This is a genomic window from Reyranella sp., assembly GCF_017305915.1.
GTDB lineage: Bacteria > Pseudomonadota > Alphaproteobacteria > Reyranellales > Reyranellaceae > Reyranella.
The window spans coordinates 210,384-225,515 of sequence record NZ_JAFKJN010000016.1; the positions used below are offsets into that span (position 1 = coordinate 210,384).

General features: G+C 67.8%; 15 protein-coding genes. 11 read left to right on the forward strand and 4 right to left on the reverse strand.

The features are described from left to right. Positions 1–3: 3 nt before the first annotated feature. Positions 4–801: a dienelactone hydrolase family protein gene (locus tag J0J01_RS15500; RefSeq protein WP_296382078.1), complete on the reverse strand. Its 798-nt coding sequence runs from the start codon at positions 799–801 to the stop codon at positions 4–6. Positions 802–932: 131 nt separating this feature from the next. Here J0J01_RS15500 and J0J01_RS15505 point away from each other — a divergent pair, with 131 nt between their 5' ends. From J0J01_RS15505 to J0J01_RS15555, 11 genes are all read left to right on the forward strand, one after another. Continuing rightward, positions 933–1,769: a TauD/TfdA family dioxygenase gene (locus tag J0J01_RS15505; protein WP_296382079.1), complete on the forward strand. Its 837-nt coding sequence runs from the start codon at positions 933–935 to the stop codon at positions 1,767–1,769. Between the two features lie 221 nt (positions 1,770–1,990). Next, complete coding sequence (locus tag J0J01_RS15510) at positions 1,991–2,851, forward strand: hypothetical protein (protein ID WP_296382081.1); 861 nt, start codon at positions 1,991–1,993, stop codon at positions 2,849–2,851. Between the two features lie 92 nt (positions 2,852–2,943). Next, positions 2,944–4,269, forward strand: a complete 1,326-nt coding sequence (locus tag J0J01_RS15515; protein WP_296382082.1) for a tetratricopeptide repeat protein — start codon at positions 2,944–2,946, stop codon at positions 4,267–4,269. Between the two features lie 11 nt (positions 4,270–4,280). Further along, a complete protein-coding gene (locus tag J0J01_RS15520) occupies positions 4,281–5,168 on the forward strand; it encodes a FecR domain-containing protein (protein ID WP_296382083.1) in 888 nt (295 codons plus the stop codon). A 68-nt stretch (positions 5,169–5,236) separates the two neighbouring features. Continuing rightward, positions 5,237–7,042, forward strand: coding sequence for a gamma-glutamyltransferase family protein (locus J0J01_RS15525; protein ID WP_296382085.1), 1,806 nt, complete (start codon positions 5,237–5,239; stop codon positions 7,040–7,042). A gap of 85 nt (positions 7,043–7,127) precedes the next feature. Further along, complete coding sequence (locus tag J0J01_RS15530; RefSeq protein ID WP_296382086.1) at positions 7,128–7,853, forward strand: DUF1028 domain-containing protein; 726 nt, start codon at positions 7,128–7,130, stop codon at positions 7,851–7,853. Next, positions 7,850–8,833 carry an ABC transporter ATP-binding protein gene (locus tag J0J01_RS15535; RefSeq protein WP_296382088.1) on the forward strand — a complete coding sequence of 328 codons (984 nt, stop codon included), beginning with the start codon at positions 7,850–7,852 and terminating at the stop codon, positions 8,831–8,833. Before J0J01_RS15530 ends, J0J01_RS15535 begins: the two co-directional genes overlap by 4 nt. Positions 8,834–8,921: 88 nt before the next feature. Next, the gene (locus tag J0J01_RS15540) at positions 8,922–9,995 is read left to right on the forward strand and encodes a dipeptide ABC transporter ATP-binding protein (RefSeq protein ID WP_296382090.1); all 1,074 of its coding nucleotides are present in this window, start codon (positions 8,922–8,924) and stop codon (positions 9,993–9,995) included. Continuing rightward, complete coding sequence (locus J0J01_RS15545; RefSeq protein WP_296382093.1) at positions 9,992–11,497, forward strand: ABC transporter substrate-binding protein; 1,506 nt, start codon at positions 9,992–9,994, stop codon at positions 11,495–11,497. Before J0J01_RS15540 ends, J0J01_RS15545 begins: the two co-directional genes overlap by 4 nt. Positions 11,498–11,504: 7 nt before the next feature. Next, positions 11,505–12,446, forward strand: a complete 942-nt coding sequence (locus J0J01_RS15550) for an ABC transporter permease (protein ID WP_296382095.1) — start codon at positions 11,505–11,507, stop codon at positions 12,444–12,446. Then, on the forward strand, positions 12,443–13,321 hold the full coding sequence (locus J0J01_RS15555) for an ABC transporter permease (RefSeq protein WP_296382097.1): 879 nt from the start codon (positions 12,443–12,445) through the stop codon (positions 13,319–13,321). The genes J0J01_RS15550 and J0J01_RS15555 overlap by 4 nt, the downstream gene beginning before the upstream one ends. A gap of 251 nt (positions 13,322–13,572) precedes the next feature. Here the strand turns inward: J0J01_RS15555 and J0J01_RS15560 are convergent, their stop codons facing one another. From J0J01_RS15560 to J0J01_RS15570, 3 genes are all read right to left on the reverse strand, one after another. Beyond that, on the reverse strand, positions 13,573–13,821 hold the full coding sequence (locus J0J01_RS15560) for a hypothetical protein (protein WP_296382100.1): 249 nt from the start codon (positions 13,819–13,821) through the stop codon (positions 13,573–13,575). A gap of 129 nt (positions 13,822–13,950) precedes the next feature. Then, complete coding sequence (locus tag J0J01_RS15565; RefSeq protein WP_296382102.1) at positions 13,951–14,517, reverse strand: GNAT family N-acetyltransferase; 567 nt, start codon at positions 14,515–14,517, stop codon at positions 13,951–13,953. A gap of 19 nt (positions 14,518–14,536) precedes the next feature. Continuing rightward, positions 14,537–15,130, reverse strand: coding sequence for a hypothetical protein (locus tag J0J01_RS15570; protein WP_296382104.1), 594 nt, complete (start codon positions 15,128–15,130; stop codon positions 14,537–14,539). Positions 15,131–15,132: the final 2 nt, after the last annotated feature.

Consider the following 15,132-nt stretch of genomic DNA (forward strand, 5'->3'; position numbering starts at 1 on the left):
CCTTCAATCTTTCAGTGTGCCGTCGAGGAACGCCCGTACCTGCTGGGCGGCATCCCGGGTCGCGGCCTCGTTGTATTCGAGCCGATGGCCCTGCACCGTCACTCCGCCCGGTATGATGCTCAGGTCGGCGATATCGAAGCCGTGATGCGCGCCGGGATAGACGACCAGCTTCACGTTGGACCGATCGCCCGATTGGCGCACCACTGGGATCACGCTCTTCCCGGCCGCCATGTCGGTGCAGTCGCTCGCCAGCGTCCAGTCGTCGAGCGCGCCGACCAGGATCAACATCGGCACGGTCATGAGGCCCGAGCTGCCGGAGCATTCCGGATAGAAGGCAACGCCCGCGCGAAACTTGTCCGGGTAAAGGCGCGCGATCGCCGAGCCCTGCTCCAGATCGGCCAGGGTCGAGCTGCCCCCGAAGGAAAATCCGATGAGCGCAACCGCGTTGGCGCGCACTTGCGGCAGCTCGGCGAGGTAGCGCAGGCCTTCGAACGCATCGCCGGCCTGCTCCTTGGCGACATTGCCCTGCCCATGGCGGCCGCGCGGGCTGAAACTGTCGATCGCGAAGGCGACATAGCTCCAACGGCTTAGCCGGTTGGCCCACGACAGCATCTGGGCATGAAAACCGCCGCTGCCATGCAGCAGCACCGCCGCCGGAAACGGCCCCTTCCCGGCCGGCTTCGCGAGATAGCCGATCAGCGTGGCGTTGCCCGATTTGAAGTGCACGAACTCGCCCGCCTCCGCGCGGGCCGCGAGCGCGAGCACCATCAAAGCAGCAAGGAGAGAGCGGACGAGCGTCACGCCGGGGAGCGTATCAGCCGGCCCACCGGCCGGCGACCTCGGCAGGCGCGTTCCGCAATACGGACTTCATCCACTTTGGGCAGGCGATCGCCGAATAGGAGCGTAGGCTACGGCCCGTGGAGGATTCGCCCATGAGCTACCAGACGATCGAAGTTCGCAAGCTCACGCCGACCATCGGTGCCGAGATCTTCGGCGTCGATCTCGCCCAGCCGCTGGGCAACCAGCAGTTCCAGGAAGTGCACGACGCGCTGATGGACAACCTGGTGATCTTCTTCCGCGACCAGAAGATATCGATCGACCAGCACAAGGACTTCGGCCGCCGCTTCGGCCCGCTGCACGTCCATCCCAACGCGCCGATCACCTTCGCCGAGCATCCCGAGATCCTGGTGATCAAGGCCGACGAGAAGTCCAAGCACGTCGCCGGCGAGGAATGGCACTCCGACGTCTCGTGCGACGTCGAACCGCCGATGGGCTCGATCCTCTATCTCACCGAGGTGCCGCCCGACGGCGGCGGCGACACGCTGTTCGCCAACATGTACCGCGCCTACGAGACGCTCTCCGAGCCGATCAGGAAGCTGCTGCAGGGCCTGACCGCGCTGCACGACAGCTCGAAGGCGCATTACTACCGGGTCAAGGCGACCGACCGCGACGAGATGAAGTTCCCCAACGCCGAGCATCCGATCGTGCGCACCCATCCGGTGACCGGCCGCCAGGGGCTGTACGTCAATCGCGGTTTCACCTTGCGCATCCCGCAGCTCCGCAAGCACGAGAGCGACGCGCTGCTCGAGATGCTCTATCGCCACGTCGAGACGCCGGAGTTCCAGTGCCGCTTCAAGTGGCAGCCCAACTCGATCGCGTTCTGGGACAACCGCTGCGTTCAGCACCACGCGATGTTCGACTACTTCCCGCACCGCCGGTACGGCCATCGCGTGACGGTCTGCGGCGACAAGCCGTTCTATCGGGCTTGAGCCTTCTTCCCTTTGCCGGAGTCCGGCAAGGGGAAGTGCCCTCGTCTCACGAGGGCGATGGGGTCGGGAGCCGCATACTGAGGCCCATGCCCCCTCCGTCGCCAACGCGTTTTTTCGAACTCCGTTCGAAAAGCGCGCGGACGGCAACACCTCCCCATATGAATGGGGAGGAATAGGATCGCCGGCTTGCCAATGGACGCCGCACGCCCCAATTCTTGGGCATGTCCGTTCCCACCTACGCGCTGCTGCCCCATCGCAGCGTCATTGCCGTCGCCGGCCCCGATCGGGCCGAGTTCCTGCAAGGGCTGATCTCCAACGACACCGCGAAGGTCGGGCCGGGTCAGGCGATCTGGGCGGCGCTGCTGACGCCGCAGGGCCGCTTCCTCAACGACATGTTCGTGGTCGAGGACGACACGGGCACTTTCCTGCTGGAAACCGAGCGCGAGCGGGCGCCGGCGCTCGCCAAGAAGCTCAAGATGTACACCTTGCGCTCCAAAGCGACGGTGGAGGATCGCAGCGCCGCGATGGAAGTCGCCGTCGTCTTCGGGCCGGGCGCGGAGACGGTGCTGCCGGTCGGCGGCGCGACGGCCTTCGTCGATCCGCGCCTGCCCGAGCTCGGCGTGCGCGTGCTGGCGCCGGCCGGCCAGGTGTCGACCCTGCTCGGCGTGACCGAGGCTCCCGTCGCCGACTACGAGGCGCTGCGCCTCAAGCTCGGCGTGCCCGACGGCAGCCGCGACCTCACGGTCGAGAAGGCGCTGCTGCTGGAGAGCGGCTTCGATGAGCTGCACGGCGTCGACTGGCAGAAGGGTTGCTACATGGGCCAGGAGCTGACGGCCCGCACCAAGTATCGCGGCCTGATCAAGCGCCGGCTGTTCCCGGTCAAGGTCGAGGGTGCCCTGCCCGCACCCGGCACGCCGATCGAGCGCGACGGCCGCGAGGTCGGCGAGATCCGTTCGGGTCTCGGCGATCGCGCCATCGCCATGCTGCAGCTCGAGGCGGCGCGCGCGCCGCTCTCGTCGGGCGGCGCGAAGATCACCGCCGAGGTGCCCGACTGGATGCGCCTGCCCGAACCCGCAGGCTGAAGCCTCCCCGTATTATCTGCGTCGTGCGCGATACAAAAGATTTGCGTACGGAAACAGACAACACCCAAAGGTCTCGCCTAGAAACGCGCCCCATGTGGCGTTTTCTCTCTGTTACTGCGATCTCTGCCGGGCTGTCGCTCATGCCGTTCGTCGCCGAGGCGCAGCGTGCGGGAGACACCGAGGCCTTCAGGCAGGCCTTCCAGGAGACGCTGCAGAAGCCGACCGACGCGCCGACGCTCCTGAAATACGCCCGCATCGCCGTGCAGGTCGGCGACCTTGAGGCCGCGGTCTCGGCGTACGAGCGCTTCCTGATGATCGATGCCGACCAGCCGCGCGTGCGCTACGAGCTCGGCGTCCTCTATTACCGCCTGCGCTCCTATGAGGCGGCGCGCGCCTACTTCGAGACCGCGCGCGCCTCGCCCAAGGCCGGAGCCGACGTGAAGTCGGGCGCCGGCGAGTACATTGCCGAGATCGAGAAGCGGACTGGCACCTCGCGCTTCAGCGGCGACGTGCTGGCCGGCCTGCGCTTCTCCAGCAATGCCAACAACGCCAACTCCGGCGCGCTGAAATTCTTCGGCAACACGGTGGTGCCCAACCCGGCCTTCTCCCAGCGCGGCGACGTCGCCGCGATCGGCGCCGCCCAGTTGCGCCACCGCTACGACTTCGGCCGCCAGGACAGCGGCACGCTCGAGACCGACCTCGGCGTCTACGCCTCGCGCCAGTTCCAGGTCAGCGAGGCCAACACCCTGCTGCTCGACCTGACGACCGGCCCGCGCAGCCAGCCGTTCGAAGGCGCGTTCCGCGACGTCACGCTGAAGCCGTTCGTCACCGGCCGCTATGTCAGCGTGCACGACAAGCCGACCTACTGGTCGTGGGGCGCCGGCATGGAAGGGACAACGCTGCTGCGCGACTGGCTGAAGCTTTCGACCGTCGTGCTCGGCCGCCGTCGCGAGTTCATCGACAACGCCGATGCGCCGACCAACAGCCGCAGCTCGGGCAACGATGCGGCGATCGCGATGCAGCTGCAAGCCGAGGTCGCGCCCGACATGCTGGTGGTGCTGGGCATCAACGCCACACGCTACATCGCGTCCATCGCCTCCGAGAGCTACCGCGAGCTGGGCTTCGGCGGCTCGCTGACCGTCCGCTTCGCCGATCCGGTCGGGCTGAACGGCCGCAAATGGTACCTGACCGGCAGCGCCGCCGGCGCCTTCGCGGGCTACGACGCCGCCGATCCGACGATCGATCCCAACGTCACCCGCAGCCAGGCCGATCTCAATCTCGGCCTGCTGCTGTCGGTGCCGCTCGACGACCGCTTCAACCTGATCGGCCAGACGACCTACTTCCAGCGCACCGCGCCGATCGGCAACTACGCCTTCCAGGCCTTCAACGGCCTGGTCGGCGTGAGCTGGCGTTTCTAGGGGAGGATCGCATGTCCCTCTTGGCCCGCATCGCCTTCCTCATCGCCGCCAGCCTCGCGCTGCCTGCCGCCGCGCAGACCGTCGGCGTCGCCTCCGCCACCAGCGGCGAGCCGCGCGGCACGCCACCGGCGCAGAACGAGCGCGTCCTGCGGGTCGGCATCGACGTGTTCGCCAACGAGCGCGTGCGCACCGGCGCGGGCGACCGCGCGCACCTGGTGTTCCGCGACGGCTCGGCGCTGTCGGTCGGTGCCAACGCCGAGATCACCATCGACCGCTTCGTCTACGACCCCAACACACAGAACGGCGATCTTGCCTTCACCGCGGCGCGCGGCGCCTTCCGCTTCGTCGGCGGCGCGATCAGCAAGAAGAACGAGGTCAAGGTCACCACGCCGTCGGCCAACATCGGCGTGCGCGGCGGCATCGTCACCTTCGAGATCGGCGGCGACGGCTCGCTGACCGCGACCTTCCTGTTCGGCGATTCGATGACCGTCAGCAATCCCGGCGGCATCTCCAAGGCGATCCGCTCCGGCTCGCAGATCTTCGTGCCGTACAACGGCGCGCCGTTCGCGCCGATCGTGCTACCGCCCAGCAGCCTGCAGGCCTATCTCGCCCTGCTCGAGAAGGCCCAGGGCACGGGCAACATCGTCGGCCCGGGCGACCAGGCCCAGCTCGATGCCCTGGTGGCGGCGCTGAACAACGCGGTCCTGCCGCAGCCCGGAACCGGTCCCGGCCTGCAGACCTGGCTGACCTATCTGCAGCTGCTGCAGACGCAGGCGATCGTCACCACCAACGCCAACCGCGTCTCGGGCGGCACACCGCCAGCCGCCGCGCCGCCACCACCGAGCAACAACAATCAGGGCGGTGGCGGCAGCGGCGGCGGGTGCGGAAGCGAGTGTTGACCCGCTGGCGGAGCGTCTGAACGGGGCTTAAGGTCCCCTCCGGAAATTGCACGCCCCGGAGGCAGGCCTTGAAACTGATCAATCCCAACCCGTTCACGACGCGCCCGGAGATCACCGGCACGTTCGGCGTCGTCACCTCGACGCACTGGATCGCGACCGCGGTCGGCATGGGCATCCTGGAGCGCGGCGGCAACGCCTTCGACGCCGCCGTCGCCACGGCCTTCACCCTGCAGGTGGTCGAGCCGCATCTCTGCGGCCCCGGCGGCGACGCGCCGCTGATCTTCCATTCGGTCAAGAAGGGCAAGACCGAGATCCTGTGCGGCCAGGGCGTGATGCCGGCCAAGGCGACGATCGCCCACTTCAAGGGCCTCGGCCTCGACCTGATCCCCGGCACCGGCCTGTTGCCGGCCGCGGTACCCGGCACGTTCGACGCCTACATGCTGATGCTGCACGACTACGGCACGATGAGCCTGGCCGACGTGCTGGCGCCGGCGATCGGCTACCTGATGAACGGCCATCCGATCGTCGAGCGCGCCTCGGCGACCATCGACACCGTGAAGGACAATTTCCGCGACAACTGGCCGACCTCCGCTTCCGTCTACCTGCCGGGCAACAAGGTGCCGGCGCCGGCCTCGCTGTTCCGCAATCCGGCGGTCGGCAACACCTACCTGCGCATCATCAAGGAAGCCGAGGCGGGCGGCGGCAGCCGCGAGGCGGTGCTCGAGCGTGCGCGCAAGATCTGGAGCCAGGGCTTCGTCGCCGAGGCGATCGACCGCTTCTACACCCACGAAGAGCTGATGGACGTCTCCGGCAAGCGCAACAAGGGCCTGCTGCGCGGCGACGACATGGCGAAGTGGCAAGCGACCATCGAGGAGCCGCTCTCCTACGACTACGGCCGCTACACCGTGTTCAAGGCGGGACCGTGGGCGCAGAGCCCGGTCACGCTGCAGCAGCTCGCGCTGCTCAAGGGCTTCAATCTCGACGGCGCCGATCCGACGTCGCCCGACTTCATCCACACCGTGGTCGAGGCGAGCAAGCTCGCCTTCGCCGACCGCGAGGCGTTCTACGGCGACCCCAAGTTCGTCGACGTGCCGATGCAGACCCTGCTGTCGGACGCCTACAACGCCGACCGCCGCAAGCTGATCGATCCGACCAGGGCCTCGCTCGAGCAGCAGCCAGGCAAGGTCGAGGGTTACGGCGGCGTGATCCGCCTGCGCAAGGCCGACGGCGTGCGCGCCGCGGTGGCGGCGAGCGGTGCCGGCGAGCCGACGGTCGGCCGCATGGGCCAGATGAGCGGCGACACCGTGCATTTCGACATCGTCGACAAGGACGGCAACATGGTCTCGGCAACGCCGTCGGGCGGCTGGCTGCACGGCTCGCCGGTCGTTCCCGAGCTTGGCTTCCCCGTGGGCACGCGCGGCCAGATCTGCTGGCTCGAGGAAGGCCAGCCCAGCTCGCTTGCGCCGGGCAAGCGGCCGCGCACCACGCTGACCCCGACCCTCGCCCATCGCGACGGCCAGCCGTACATGTGCTGGGGCTCGCCGGGCGGCGACCAGCAGGAGCAGTGGATCACCCAGATGTTCCTGCGCCACGTCCATTGCGGCATGAACCTGCAGGAGGCGATCGACGCGCCGGCCTGGCACAGCGAGCACTTCCCCTCCTCGTTCTGGCCGCGCACCGCCCGCCCGGGCGTGCTGGTACTGGAGGGCCGGATCCCGACGGAAACGGTCCAGGAATTGCGTAAGCGCGGCCATGAGGTCGAGATGAACGACGACTGGTCCGAAGGCCGCCTGACCGCCGCGTCGCGCGAGGATCCCTGGCGCAAGGCCGCCGCCAACCCGCGCGGCATGCAGGGCTACGCGGCCGGGCGATGATCTGCCGGGAGCGCGCCGCTCCAGTGGTGCTCGTCCTCTTCGTGGCGACAAGAAGATGCGGCACTGGAGTGCCGCGCTCCCAGCCATGACCTGGTCGATCGTCTATCGAGAGCGCGACAGCGGGCGCATCGCCATCGCTGTCGCGACCAAGTTCTTCGCCGTCGGGGCCCGCGTGCCCTACATCGCGCCGCAGAAAGGCGCCGTCGCCACCCAGGCGCTGCTCAACCCGCTCTACGGGACTGACGGCCTCGAGCTGATCCACAATGGCGTCGGTGCGCAGGACGTCATCCGCCTCCTCACCGCGCGCGACGAAGGCCGGGCGCACCGCCAGCTACACGTGCTGGGCGCCGACGGCAAGTTCGCCGCCTACACCGGCACCGAGTGCGTGCCGTGGTGCGGCCACTGGGTCGGCGACGATTTCTCGGTGGCCGGCAACATGCTGGCCGGCCCGCAGGTCGTCTCCGAGACCGTCCGGGTGATGCGCGAGCGCACCGATCTCGAATTGCCGCGCCGCCTGATCACGGCGCTCAAGGCCGGCGAGAAGGTCGGCGGCGACAAGCGCGGCAAGCAATCGGCGGCGCTGGTGATCTACGGCAACGACGAATATTCCGAGCTCGATCTCAGGGTCGACGATCATGTCGAGCCGTTGCTCGAGCTTGCCCGCCTCGAGGCGGCGAGCCGCGAACGCTGGACTCTGTTCCGCACCTTCCTGGCGACGCGCCAGAACCCGGCCGGCCTCTACGATCGCGCCCGCATCGACGCCGAGGTCGAGAAGAACCAGGCTGCCGTGCGCGCCCAAGCGGCCGAATGAATAAGCCGCTGCTGGAACTCAAGACGCTGGCCGTCAGCTTCGCGACCGATGACGGCATCGTGCGTGCCGTCGACGGCATCGACCTTTCGCTGCAAGGCGGCCGCACGCTGGGCCTGGTCGGCGAATCGGGCTGCGGCAAGAGCGTGACCTCGCTCGCCGTCATGGGCCTGCTGCCGCCGGAGAATTCCAAGGTCAGCGGCGAGGTTCATTTCGAGGGCCGCGACCTGCTCAAGATCCCGGTCGCCGAGCTGCGCGACCTGCGCGGCGCGCGGCTGGCGATGATCTTCCAGGAGCCGATGACCTCGCTCAATCCGAGCTACACGATCGGCAACCAGATCATCGAGGCGATCCGCCGCCACCAGGGCCGCGGCGCCGCGGAGGCGCGGGCGCGGGCGATCGAGATGCTGCGGCTGGTGCGCATCCCGTCGCCGGAGAAGCGGATCGACGACTATCCGCACAAGCTGTCGGGCGGCATGCGCCAGCGCGCCATGATCGCCATGGCGCTGGCCTGCGACCCCCGGCTGCTGATCGCCGACGAGCCGACCACTGCGCTCGACGTCACCATCCAGGCGCAGATCCTCGACCTGATGCGTGGCCTGCGCCGCGACACCGGCACCGCCATCATCCTGATCACCCACGACCTCGGCGTGGTCGCCGAGATGGCCGACGACGTCGCGGTGATGTACGCCGGCCAGATCGTCGAGCGCGCGCCGGTCGAGGCGCTGTTCGCGCGGCCCGAGCATCCCTACACGGTCGGCCTGCTGGGCTCGATCCCCAAGCTCGACCGCAAGCGCGAGCACCTGCCCTCGATCGAGGGCCGCGTGCCCGACATGGCCCATCCGCCCGAAGGCTGCCGCTTCGCCGCGCGCTGTCCCTTCGTCGAGCCGGCCTGCCGCGAGGCGGTGCCGCCGCTGATTGAAATTGCGCCGAGCCATCTCAGCCGCTGCCGCCGCGCGCCGCTCAGCGGGGTGCTGCCATGAGTCTCCTGCTGGGAGCGCGGCGCTCCAGTGCCGCTCTTATCGTCGCCACACAGAACATGAGCGCCACTGGAGTGGCGCGCTCCCAGCCATGACCGCACTGCTCGAAGTCGAAGGACTGGTGAAGCACTTCCCGATCAAGGGCGGGATGTTCGGCGGCGTGTCGGCCCATGTGCGCGCGGTCGATGGGCTCGACTTCCAGGTCAAGGAAGGCGAGACCCTGGCGCTAGTCGGCGAATCGGGCTGTGGCAAGTCGACGGTCGGACGCCTCGTCCTGCGCCTGATCGAGCCCAGCGCCGGCACTGTCCGCTTCGAGGGCGACAACCTGCTGGCGCTCGACGCCGAGCAGATGCGAGCGCGCCGGCGCCGCCTGCAGGTGATCTTCCAGGATCCCTACGCCAGCCTCAATCCGCGCATGACGGTGGGCGCGATGCTGGGCGAGCCGTTGTTCCTGCACGGCCTCGCCAGCGACCAGTCGGCGCGCCGCCGGCGAGTCGGCGAGCTGCTCGAGCTGGTCGGCCTGCGTCCCGAGCATGCGCGCCGCTATCCGCACGAATTCTCCGGCGGCCAGCGCCAGCGCCTGGCGATCGCCCGCGCCCTGGCGGTCGAGCCCAAGCTGATCGTCGCCGACGAGCCGGTGTCGGCGCTCGACGTCTCGATCCAGGCCCAGGTGATCAACCTGATGAAGGCGCTGCAGCAGCGCTTCGGCCTCGCCTACATCTTCATCAGCCACGATCTCGCGGTCGTGAAGCACATCGCCGACCGCATTGCCGTAATGTACCTCGGCAAGATCGTGGAGACTGCGACGACCGACGAGCTGTTCCGCAATCCGCGCCATCCCTACACCCGCGCGCTCCTGTCGGCGGTGCCACTGCCCGATCCGACCGCGGTGCGCGAGCGCGCCCTGCTCGAGGGCGACATCCCGAGCGCCATCGCGCCGCCGCCGGGCTGCCGCTTCCACACCCGCTGCCGCTTTGCCAAGGACAGTTGCCGGCGCGACGTTCCGGCGCTCGACGACGATGGTACGGGACACGCTACGGCTTGCCCGTGGTGGCCCGAGTTCCCGCCCAACCCGATGACGGTCGGCGCGAGCGGGAGGGCCGAAGACAAAACAAGACTCGACCGCCTGCAGGCGGCGTTCGTTACGCAACGGGAGGCATCATGAAGAAATTCGCCCTGACGCTGGCGCTGTCGGCCGCGATGGCGGGCAGCGCCTTCGCCCAGACCAACCTGCGCATCGGCCTGGCCGAAGATCCCGACGTGCTCGATCCGAGCTTGGCGCGCACCTATGTCGGCCGCATCGTCTTCTCCTCGATCTGCGACAAGCTGTTCGACATCGACGAGAAACTGAACATCGTGCCGCAGCTCGCCCTCAGCCAGGACACTTCGGAGGACGGCAAGGAAGTCGTCATCAAGCTCAGGCCCAACGTGACGTTCCACGACGGCGAGCCGTTCGACGCCAAGGCGGCCAAATACAGCCTCGAGCGCCACCTCAACATGAAGGGCTCGTTTCGCAAGCCCGAGATCGGCTCGGTCGAGAGCGTCGACGTGGTCGACCCGCTGACCATCAAGCTCACTCTCAAGGCACCGTTCTCGCCGCTGCTCGCCCAGCTCACCGACCGCGCCGGCATGATGGTGTCGCCGAAGGCCGCCGAGGCCGCGGGCGACAAGTTCGGCCTGCATCCGGTCTGCGCCGGGCCGTACAAGTTCGTCGAGCGCGTCCAGCAGGACCGCATCGTCGTCGAGAAGTTCAAGGACTACTGGAACAAGGACAACGTCTTCATCGACAAGATCACCTACCTGCCGATCGTCGACGGCACGGTGCGGCTCGCCAACCTGCGCTCCGGCGGCCTCGACCTGATCGAGCGCGTGCTGGCGACCGACATCAAGACGGTGCGCGACGACAAGAAGCTCAAGCTCAGCAAGGCGGTGTCGCTCGGCTACCTCGGCCTCACCATCAACCTCAAGAACGGTCCCAAGGCCGACAACCCGCTGGGCAAGGCCGCGCGCGTGCGCCGCGCCTTCGAGCTGGCGATCGATCGCGATGCCATCAACCAGGTGGTGTTCAACGGCGAGTTCGTGCCGGGCAACCAGTGGGTCAGCCCGCAGAACCCGTACTATCAGGAGAAATTCCCGATCCCCAAACGCGACATCGCCAAGGCGAAGGCGCTGCTCAAGGAGGCGGGCGTCACCGGCCCGATCCCGCTCGACTTCATGGTGCCCAACGGCGCCGAGACCCGCGCCGTCGCCGAGGTCGTGCAGTCGATGGTCGCGGAAGCGGGCTTCGACCTGAAGATCCGCGTCACCGAATTCGCGACCTCGCTCAAGCAGTCGGAGGAAGGCAACTATCAGGTCTACCTGATCGGCTGGAGTGGCCGCAGCGATCCCGACGGCAACTCCTACTCCTTCCAGGTCTGCGGCCAGCCGCAGAACACCAACGGCTACTGCGACAAGGAGGTCGACGCCGCCCATGCCGAGGCGCGCGCCAAATCGAAGCTCGAGGATCGCAAGGCGGCCTACGAGAAGGTCGCGGCCAAGACCCTGACCGAGGGCGCGATCGTCTACCTCTATCACGCGCAGGTGCTGGTCGCGCACACCGACAAGCTCGAGGGCTACAAGCAGATGCCGGACGGCCTGGTGCGCGTGATCGGCCTCAAGCTGAAGTAAGCGCCGCGTGCTCACCTTCCTCACCCAGCGGCTGCTGCAGATCATCCCGACGCTGATCATCGTGTCGATGCTGATCTTCGGCCTGCAGCAGCTTCTGCCGGGCGACCCGGCGCTGATCATGGCGGGCGAGGAGCGCGATCCCAAGGTGCTGCAGGAGATCCGCGAGCAGTACCGCCTCGATCAGCCGATCCCGGTCCAGTACTTCTACTGGGTCAAGGGCGTGCTGTCGGGCAACCTGGGCGAATCGATGCGACTGAAGGCCCCTGTCGGCGCGCTGGTGATCGAGAAGCTGCCGGTCACCCTGCAGCTCGCGGCGATGGCGCTGCTGATCGCCATCTGCATCGGCATCCCCGCGGGCATCGTCTCGGCGGTCAAGAAGGAGACCGCCTGGGACTACGGCGCCAACCTGTTCGCGCTGTGGGGACTCAGCACGCCCAATTTCTGGCTGGGCATCCTGCTGATCTTCCTGTTCTCGGTGACGCTCGGCTGGCTGCCGGCCTCGGGCTACGTCAAGCTGGGCGAGAACTGGCAGGCGAGCCTCGCCACCACCATCATGCCGGCCTTCGTGCTCGGCAACGCGCTGGCCGCCGTGCTGATGCGCCACACGCGCAGCGCCATGCTGCAGGCGATGGGCACCGACTACGTCCGTACCGCGCGCGCCAAGGGCCTCGCCGAGGGCCGGGTGGTGCTGAAGCATGCGCTGCGCAACGCCATGACGCCGGTGATCACCCTGCTGGCGCTCGACTTCGGCACGCTGCTCTCCGGCGCGGTGCTGACCGAGCAGATCTTCACCATCCCGGGCTTCGGCAAGCTGATCGTCGATTCCGTGTTCAACCGCGACTATGCCGTGGTCCAGGGCGTCGTGCTGGTGACCTCGACCATCTACATCAGCCTGAACCTGCTGGCCGACATCGCCTACATGCTGGTCAATCCGAGGCTGCGCGGATGACCGCCGCCATCGTCGCCGCCGTTCCGGTCGTCCACGAGGAGAATCCGTGGGCGCGCGCCTGGCGCCGGCTGAAGCGCCGCAAGGGCGCGATGGCGGCGCTGGTGGTCGTGCTGCTGCTGATCGCGATTGCGGCGCTGGCGCCGTGGATCGCCCCCTACGATCCGGTCAAGACCAGCTTCGGGCTGGTCCGCAAGGCGCCCTCCTGGGCGCACTGGTTCGGCACCGACGAGGTCGGCCGCGACGTGCTCAGCCGCGTGCTGTTCGGCGCGCGCGCCTCGCTCAGCGCCGGCCTGGTGTCGGTCAGCATCGCGGTTGGCGCCGGCGTGCCGCTCGGCCTGCTGGCGGGCTATGCCGGCGGCTGGGTCGACGCCGTGATCTCGCGGATCGTCGACGCGATGCTCGCGATCCCGTTCCTGATTCTGGCGATCGCGCTGGCGGCCTTCCTCGGTCCCAGCCTGGGCAACGCCATGATCGCGATCGGCGTCACCGCCACGCCGGTGTTCGTGCGCCTGACCCGCGGCCAGACGCTCGGCGCCAAGGTCGAGGACTATGTCGAGGCGGCGCGCGCTGTCGGCAACCCGCACTGGCGCATTGCGCTGCGCCACGTGCTGCCCAACATCGTGCCGCCGCTCCTGGTGCAGGCGTCGCTGGCGATCGCCGGCGCAATCATCGCCGAGGCGGCGCTGAGCTTCCTCGGCCTCGGCCAGCAGCCGCCGGCGCCATCGTGGGGCAGCATGCTCAACACCGCGCAGCGCTTCATCGCCCAGGCGCCGTGGATGGCGTTCTGGCCGGGCTTCGCGATCTTTTTCGCGGTGCTGTCGTTCAATCTGCTGGGCGACGGCCTGCGCGACGCGCTGGATCCGCGCCACAAGTAACGCGGCCTGCCGGCCGATGCCGGCGAGAACAATGCATGATCGCAGGAGTCACGCAGACGTGAGACGGTGTGCATATCAGCGACGGCCCGTCACCGGCGAACACTCCAGTTCGCCGGCCTCGAGGTGAAAATCCGCCAACGCGCCGAAGCCGCCGCATACCCACGCCAAATCGGGGAAACGTGTGCATTTGGCCAGCAACGCCTGGAGGGAAGGCTTGATCGCGCGGGCCTGTCGCCCCGCCCGAACGAAGTCTAGTTCGGCAGGCTGGTGTCAACTTCGCCGAAGCCGGCCGTGTCGCCCGTCTTTTCCTCGATCAACGTCTGCGCGACGGCCAGGAAATGAACCAGCTCGCCGTCGCCGAGGCGCTCGGCCTCCTCGATCATTTCGCGCACCCCGTGCCAGATCCGGAACAAGGTCGCAGCCCGCTTCGTCCCTGCCAAAGGCTGACAGTTGCGGCGTCGCCGAACGTTCCGTTCGACGACGATTTCTTGCACGCTCATCAACTCCCCCATCTCTACGATGGGTGAGCCGCCCCCTCCAGGCTGCTCACCCGGACAGACGAGCATAGCCAGGATCGGCGGCGTCGTCTGTGCCCGATTCCGCAGATCACACTTATGTAATTCGCGATCTCAATTCGCGATGGCGCCCACTGGCATGCCGGCGGAATCCAAAGTGGGCTCGCGGCGCAGAACGATCGCCTCCGGCGCCTCGACCTCGGGCATCGGCTGGTTGGGATCGACCCGCTTGACCATTGCCACGATCGGCTTGGGGCCGCTGCTCATGGCCTCAGGCACCAGGCGCTGCCAACCCTGCCTCTCCCAGTAGCCGGTGTCGGCCGGCAGGACCTGGGTGTAGAGCATGTTGCAGCCACGGCTCTCGGCGAGTTTGCGGCAGCGCTCCAGCAGCAGACTCCCGACATTGTTGCCACGAAAGCGCTGCATCACCGCGAGTCGCTCGCACATCGCGAACGACTTGAACCAGCGCACCCGCACCGTGCCGATCGGCTCGTCGCCGATATAGGCGATGACGTGGGTGGCGCCGTAGTCGTGGCCGTCGAACTCCTCCGAGAACGGCACCTCGAGCTCGCCGATGAAGCAGGCGGCACGCACCGCGAAGGCCTGCAGCGAGTCCTCCATCTTCATCGCCAGACGCGTCGTGACCGGAACACCGCCGATCGCTTGCACACCAATACTCATGTCAACTCTCCCCTCGTTGTCAGTTGGCTCGACGCTCGGTCCATTCCGTATGCGGATTGGACGCCCCTCGCTCCATCGACTGCTCCAGGATGCCGGCCCGGTCGAGCTGATCCTCCGGACGGTTCAACACCATCGGATCGGTGAACACCGTCGGCGCTTCCGCCGGCACGTCGAGGTCGGCGGCGAAGGCGCCGTACTCGTGGTCGGAGAAGTGGAACGGCGCCTCGTTGACCTTGCGGAAGCCCTGGCGCTCGAAGATCTCCCACAGCCGCTGCTGGCCGTGCAGGTAGGCCTTCGGATAGCCCTTCTTGGCGGCGAAATCGCGGGCCCATTCGACGAACGGGATAAACAGGCCCAACGAACGGTAGCGCTTCAGGATGATCGCGCGTTCCAGCTTGGCGAAGCCCTGGAACCAGCGAACCCGCATCGACGCCGCGGGCTCGCCATCGACGTACAGCATCAGGTGGCTGGCGCTGTAGTCATTGCCATCGAACTCTTCCCAATAGGGGCACTGCTGCTCCCCCATGAAGACAGCGGCCCGCAGCGCGTAGCACTGCAGCAGCTCGTCTGATGTCGACGCAAGCTTGATCGTCACGACGGGACGGTTGCTCATCC

Coding starts and splice junctions, on each gene's coding strand:
- J0J01_RS15505 (WP_296382079.1), top strand. CDS start 933: ATGAGCTACCAGACGATCGAAGTTCGCAAGCTCACGCCGACCATCGGT.
- J0J01_RS15510 (WP_296382081.1), top strand. CDS start 1,991: ATGTCCGTTCCCACCTACGCGCTGCTGCCCCATCGCAGCGTCATTGCC.
- J0J01_RS15515 (WP_296382082.1), top strand. CDS start 2,944: ATGTGGCGTTTTCTCTCTGTTACTGCGATCTCTGCCGGGCTGTCGCTC.
- J0J01_RS15520 (WP_296382083.1), top strand. CDS start 4,281: ATGTCCCTCTTGGCCCGCATCGCCTTCCTCATCGCCGCCAGCCTCGCG.
- J0J01_RS15530 (WP_296382086.1), top strand. CDS start 7,128: ATGACCTGGTCGATCGTCTATCGAGAGCGCGACAGCGGGCGCATCGCC.
- J0J01_RS15535 (WP_296382088.1), top strand. CDS start 7,850: ATGAATAAGCCGCTGCTGGAACTCAAGACGCTGGCCGTCAGCTTCGCG.
- J0J01_RS15540 (WP_296382090.1), top strand. CDS start 8,922: ATGACCGCACTGCTCGAAGTCGAAGGACTGGTGAAGCACTTCCCGATC.
- J0J01_RS15545 (WP_296382093.1), top strand. CDS start 9,992: ATGAAGAAATTCGCCCTGACGCTGGCGCTGTCGGCCGCGATGGCGGGC.
- J0J01_RS15555 (WP_296382097.1), top strand. CDS start 12,443: ATGACCGCCGCCATCGTCGCCGCCGTTCCGGTCGTCCACGAGGAGAAT.
- J0J01_RS15560 (WP_296382100.1), bottom strand. CDS start 13,821: ATGAGCGTGCAAGAAATCGTCGTCGAACGGAACGTTCGGCGACGCCGC.
- J0J01_RS15565 (WP_296382102.1), bottom strand. CDS start 14,517: ATGAGTATTGGTGTGCAAGCGATCGGCGGTGTTCCGGTCACGACGCGT.
- J0J01_RS15570 (WP_296382104.1), bottom strand. CDS start 15,130: ATGAGCAACCGTCCCGTCGTGACGATCAAGCTTGCGTCGACATCAGAC.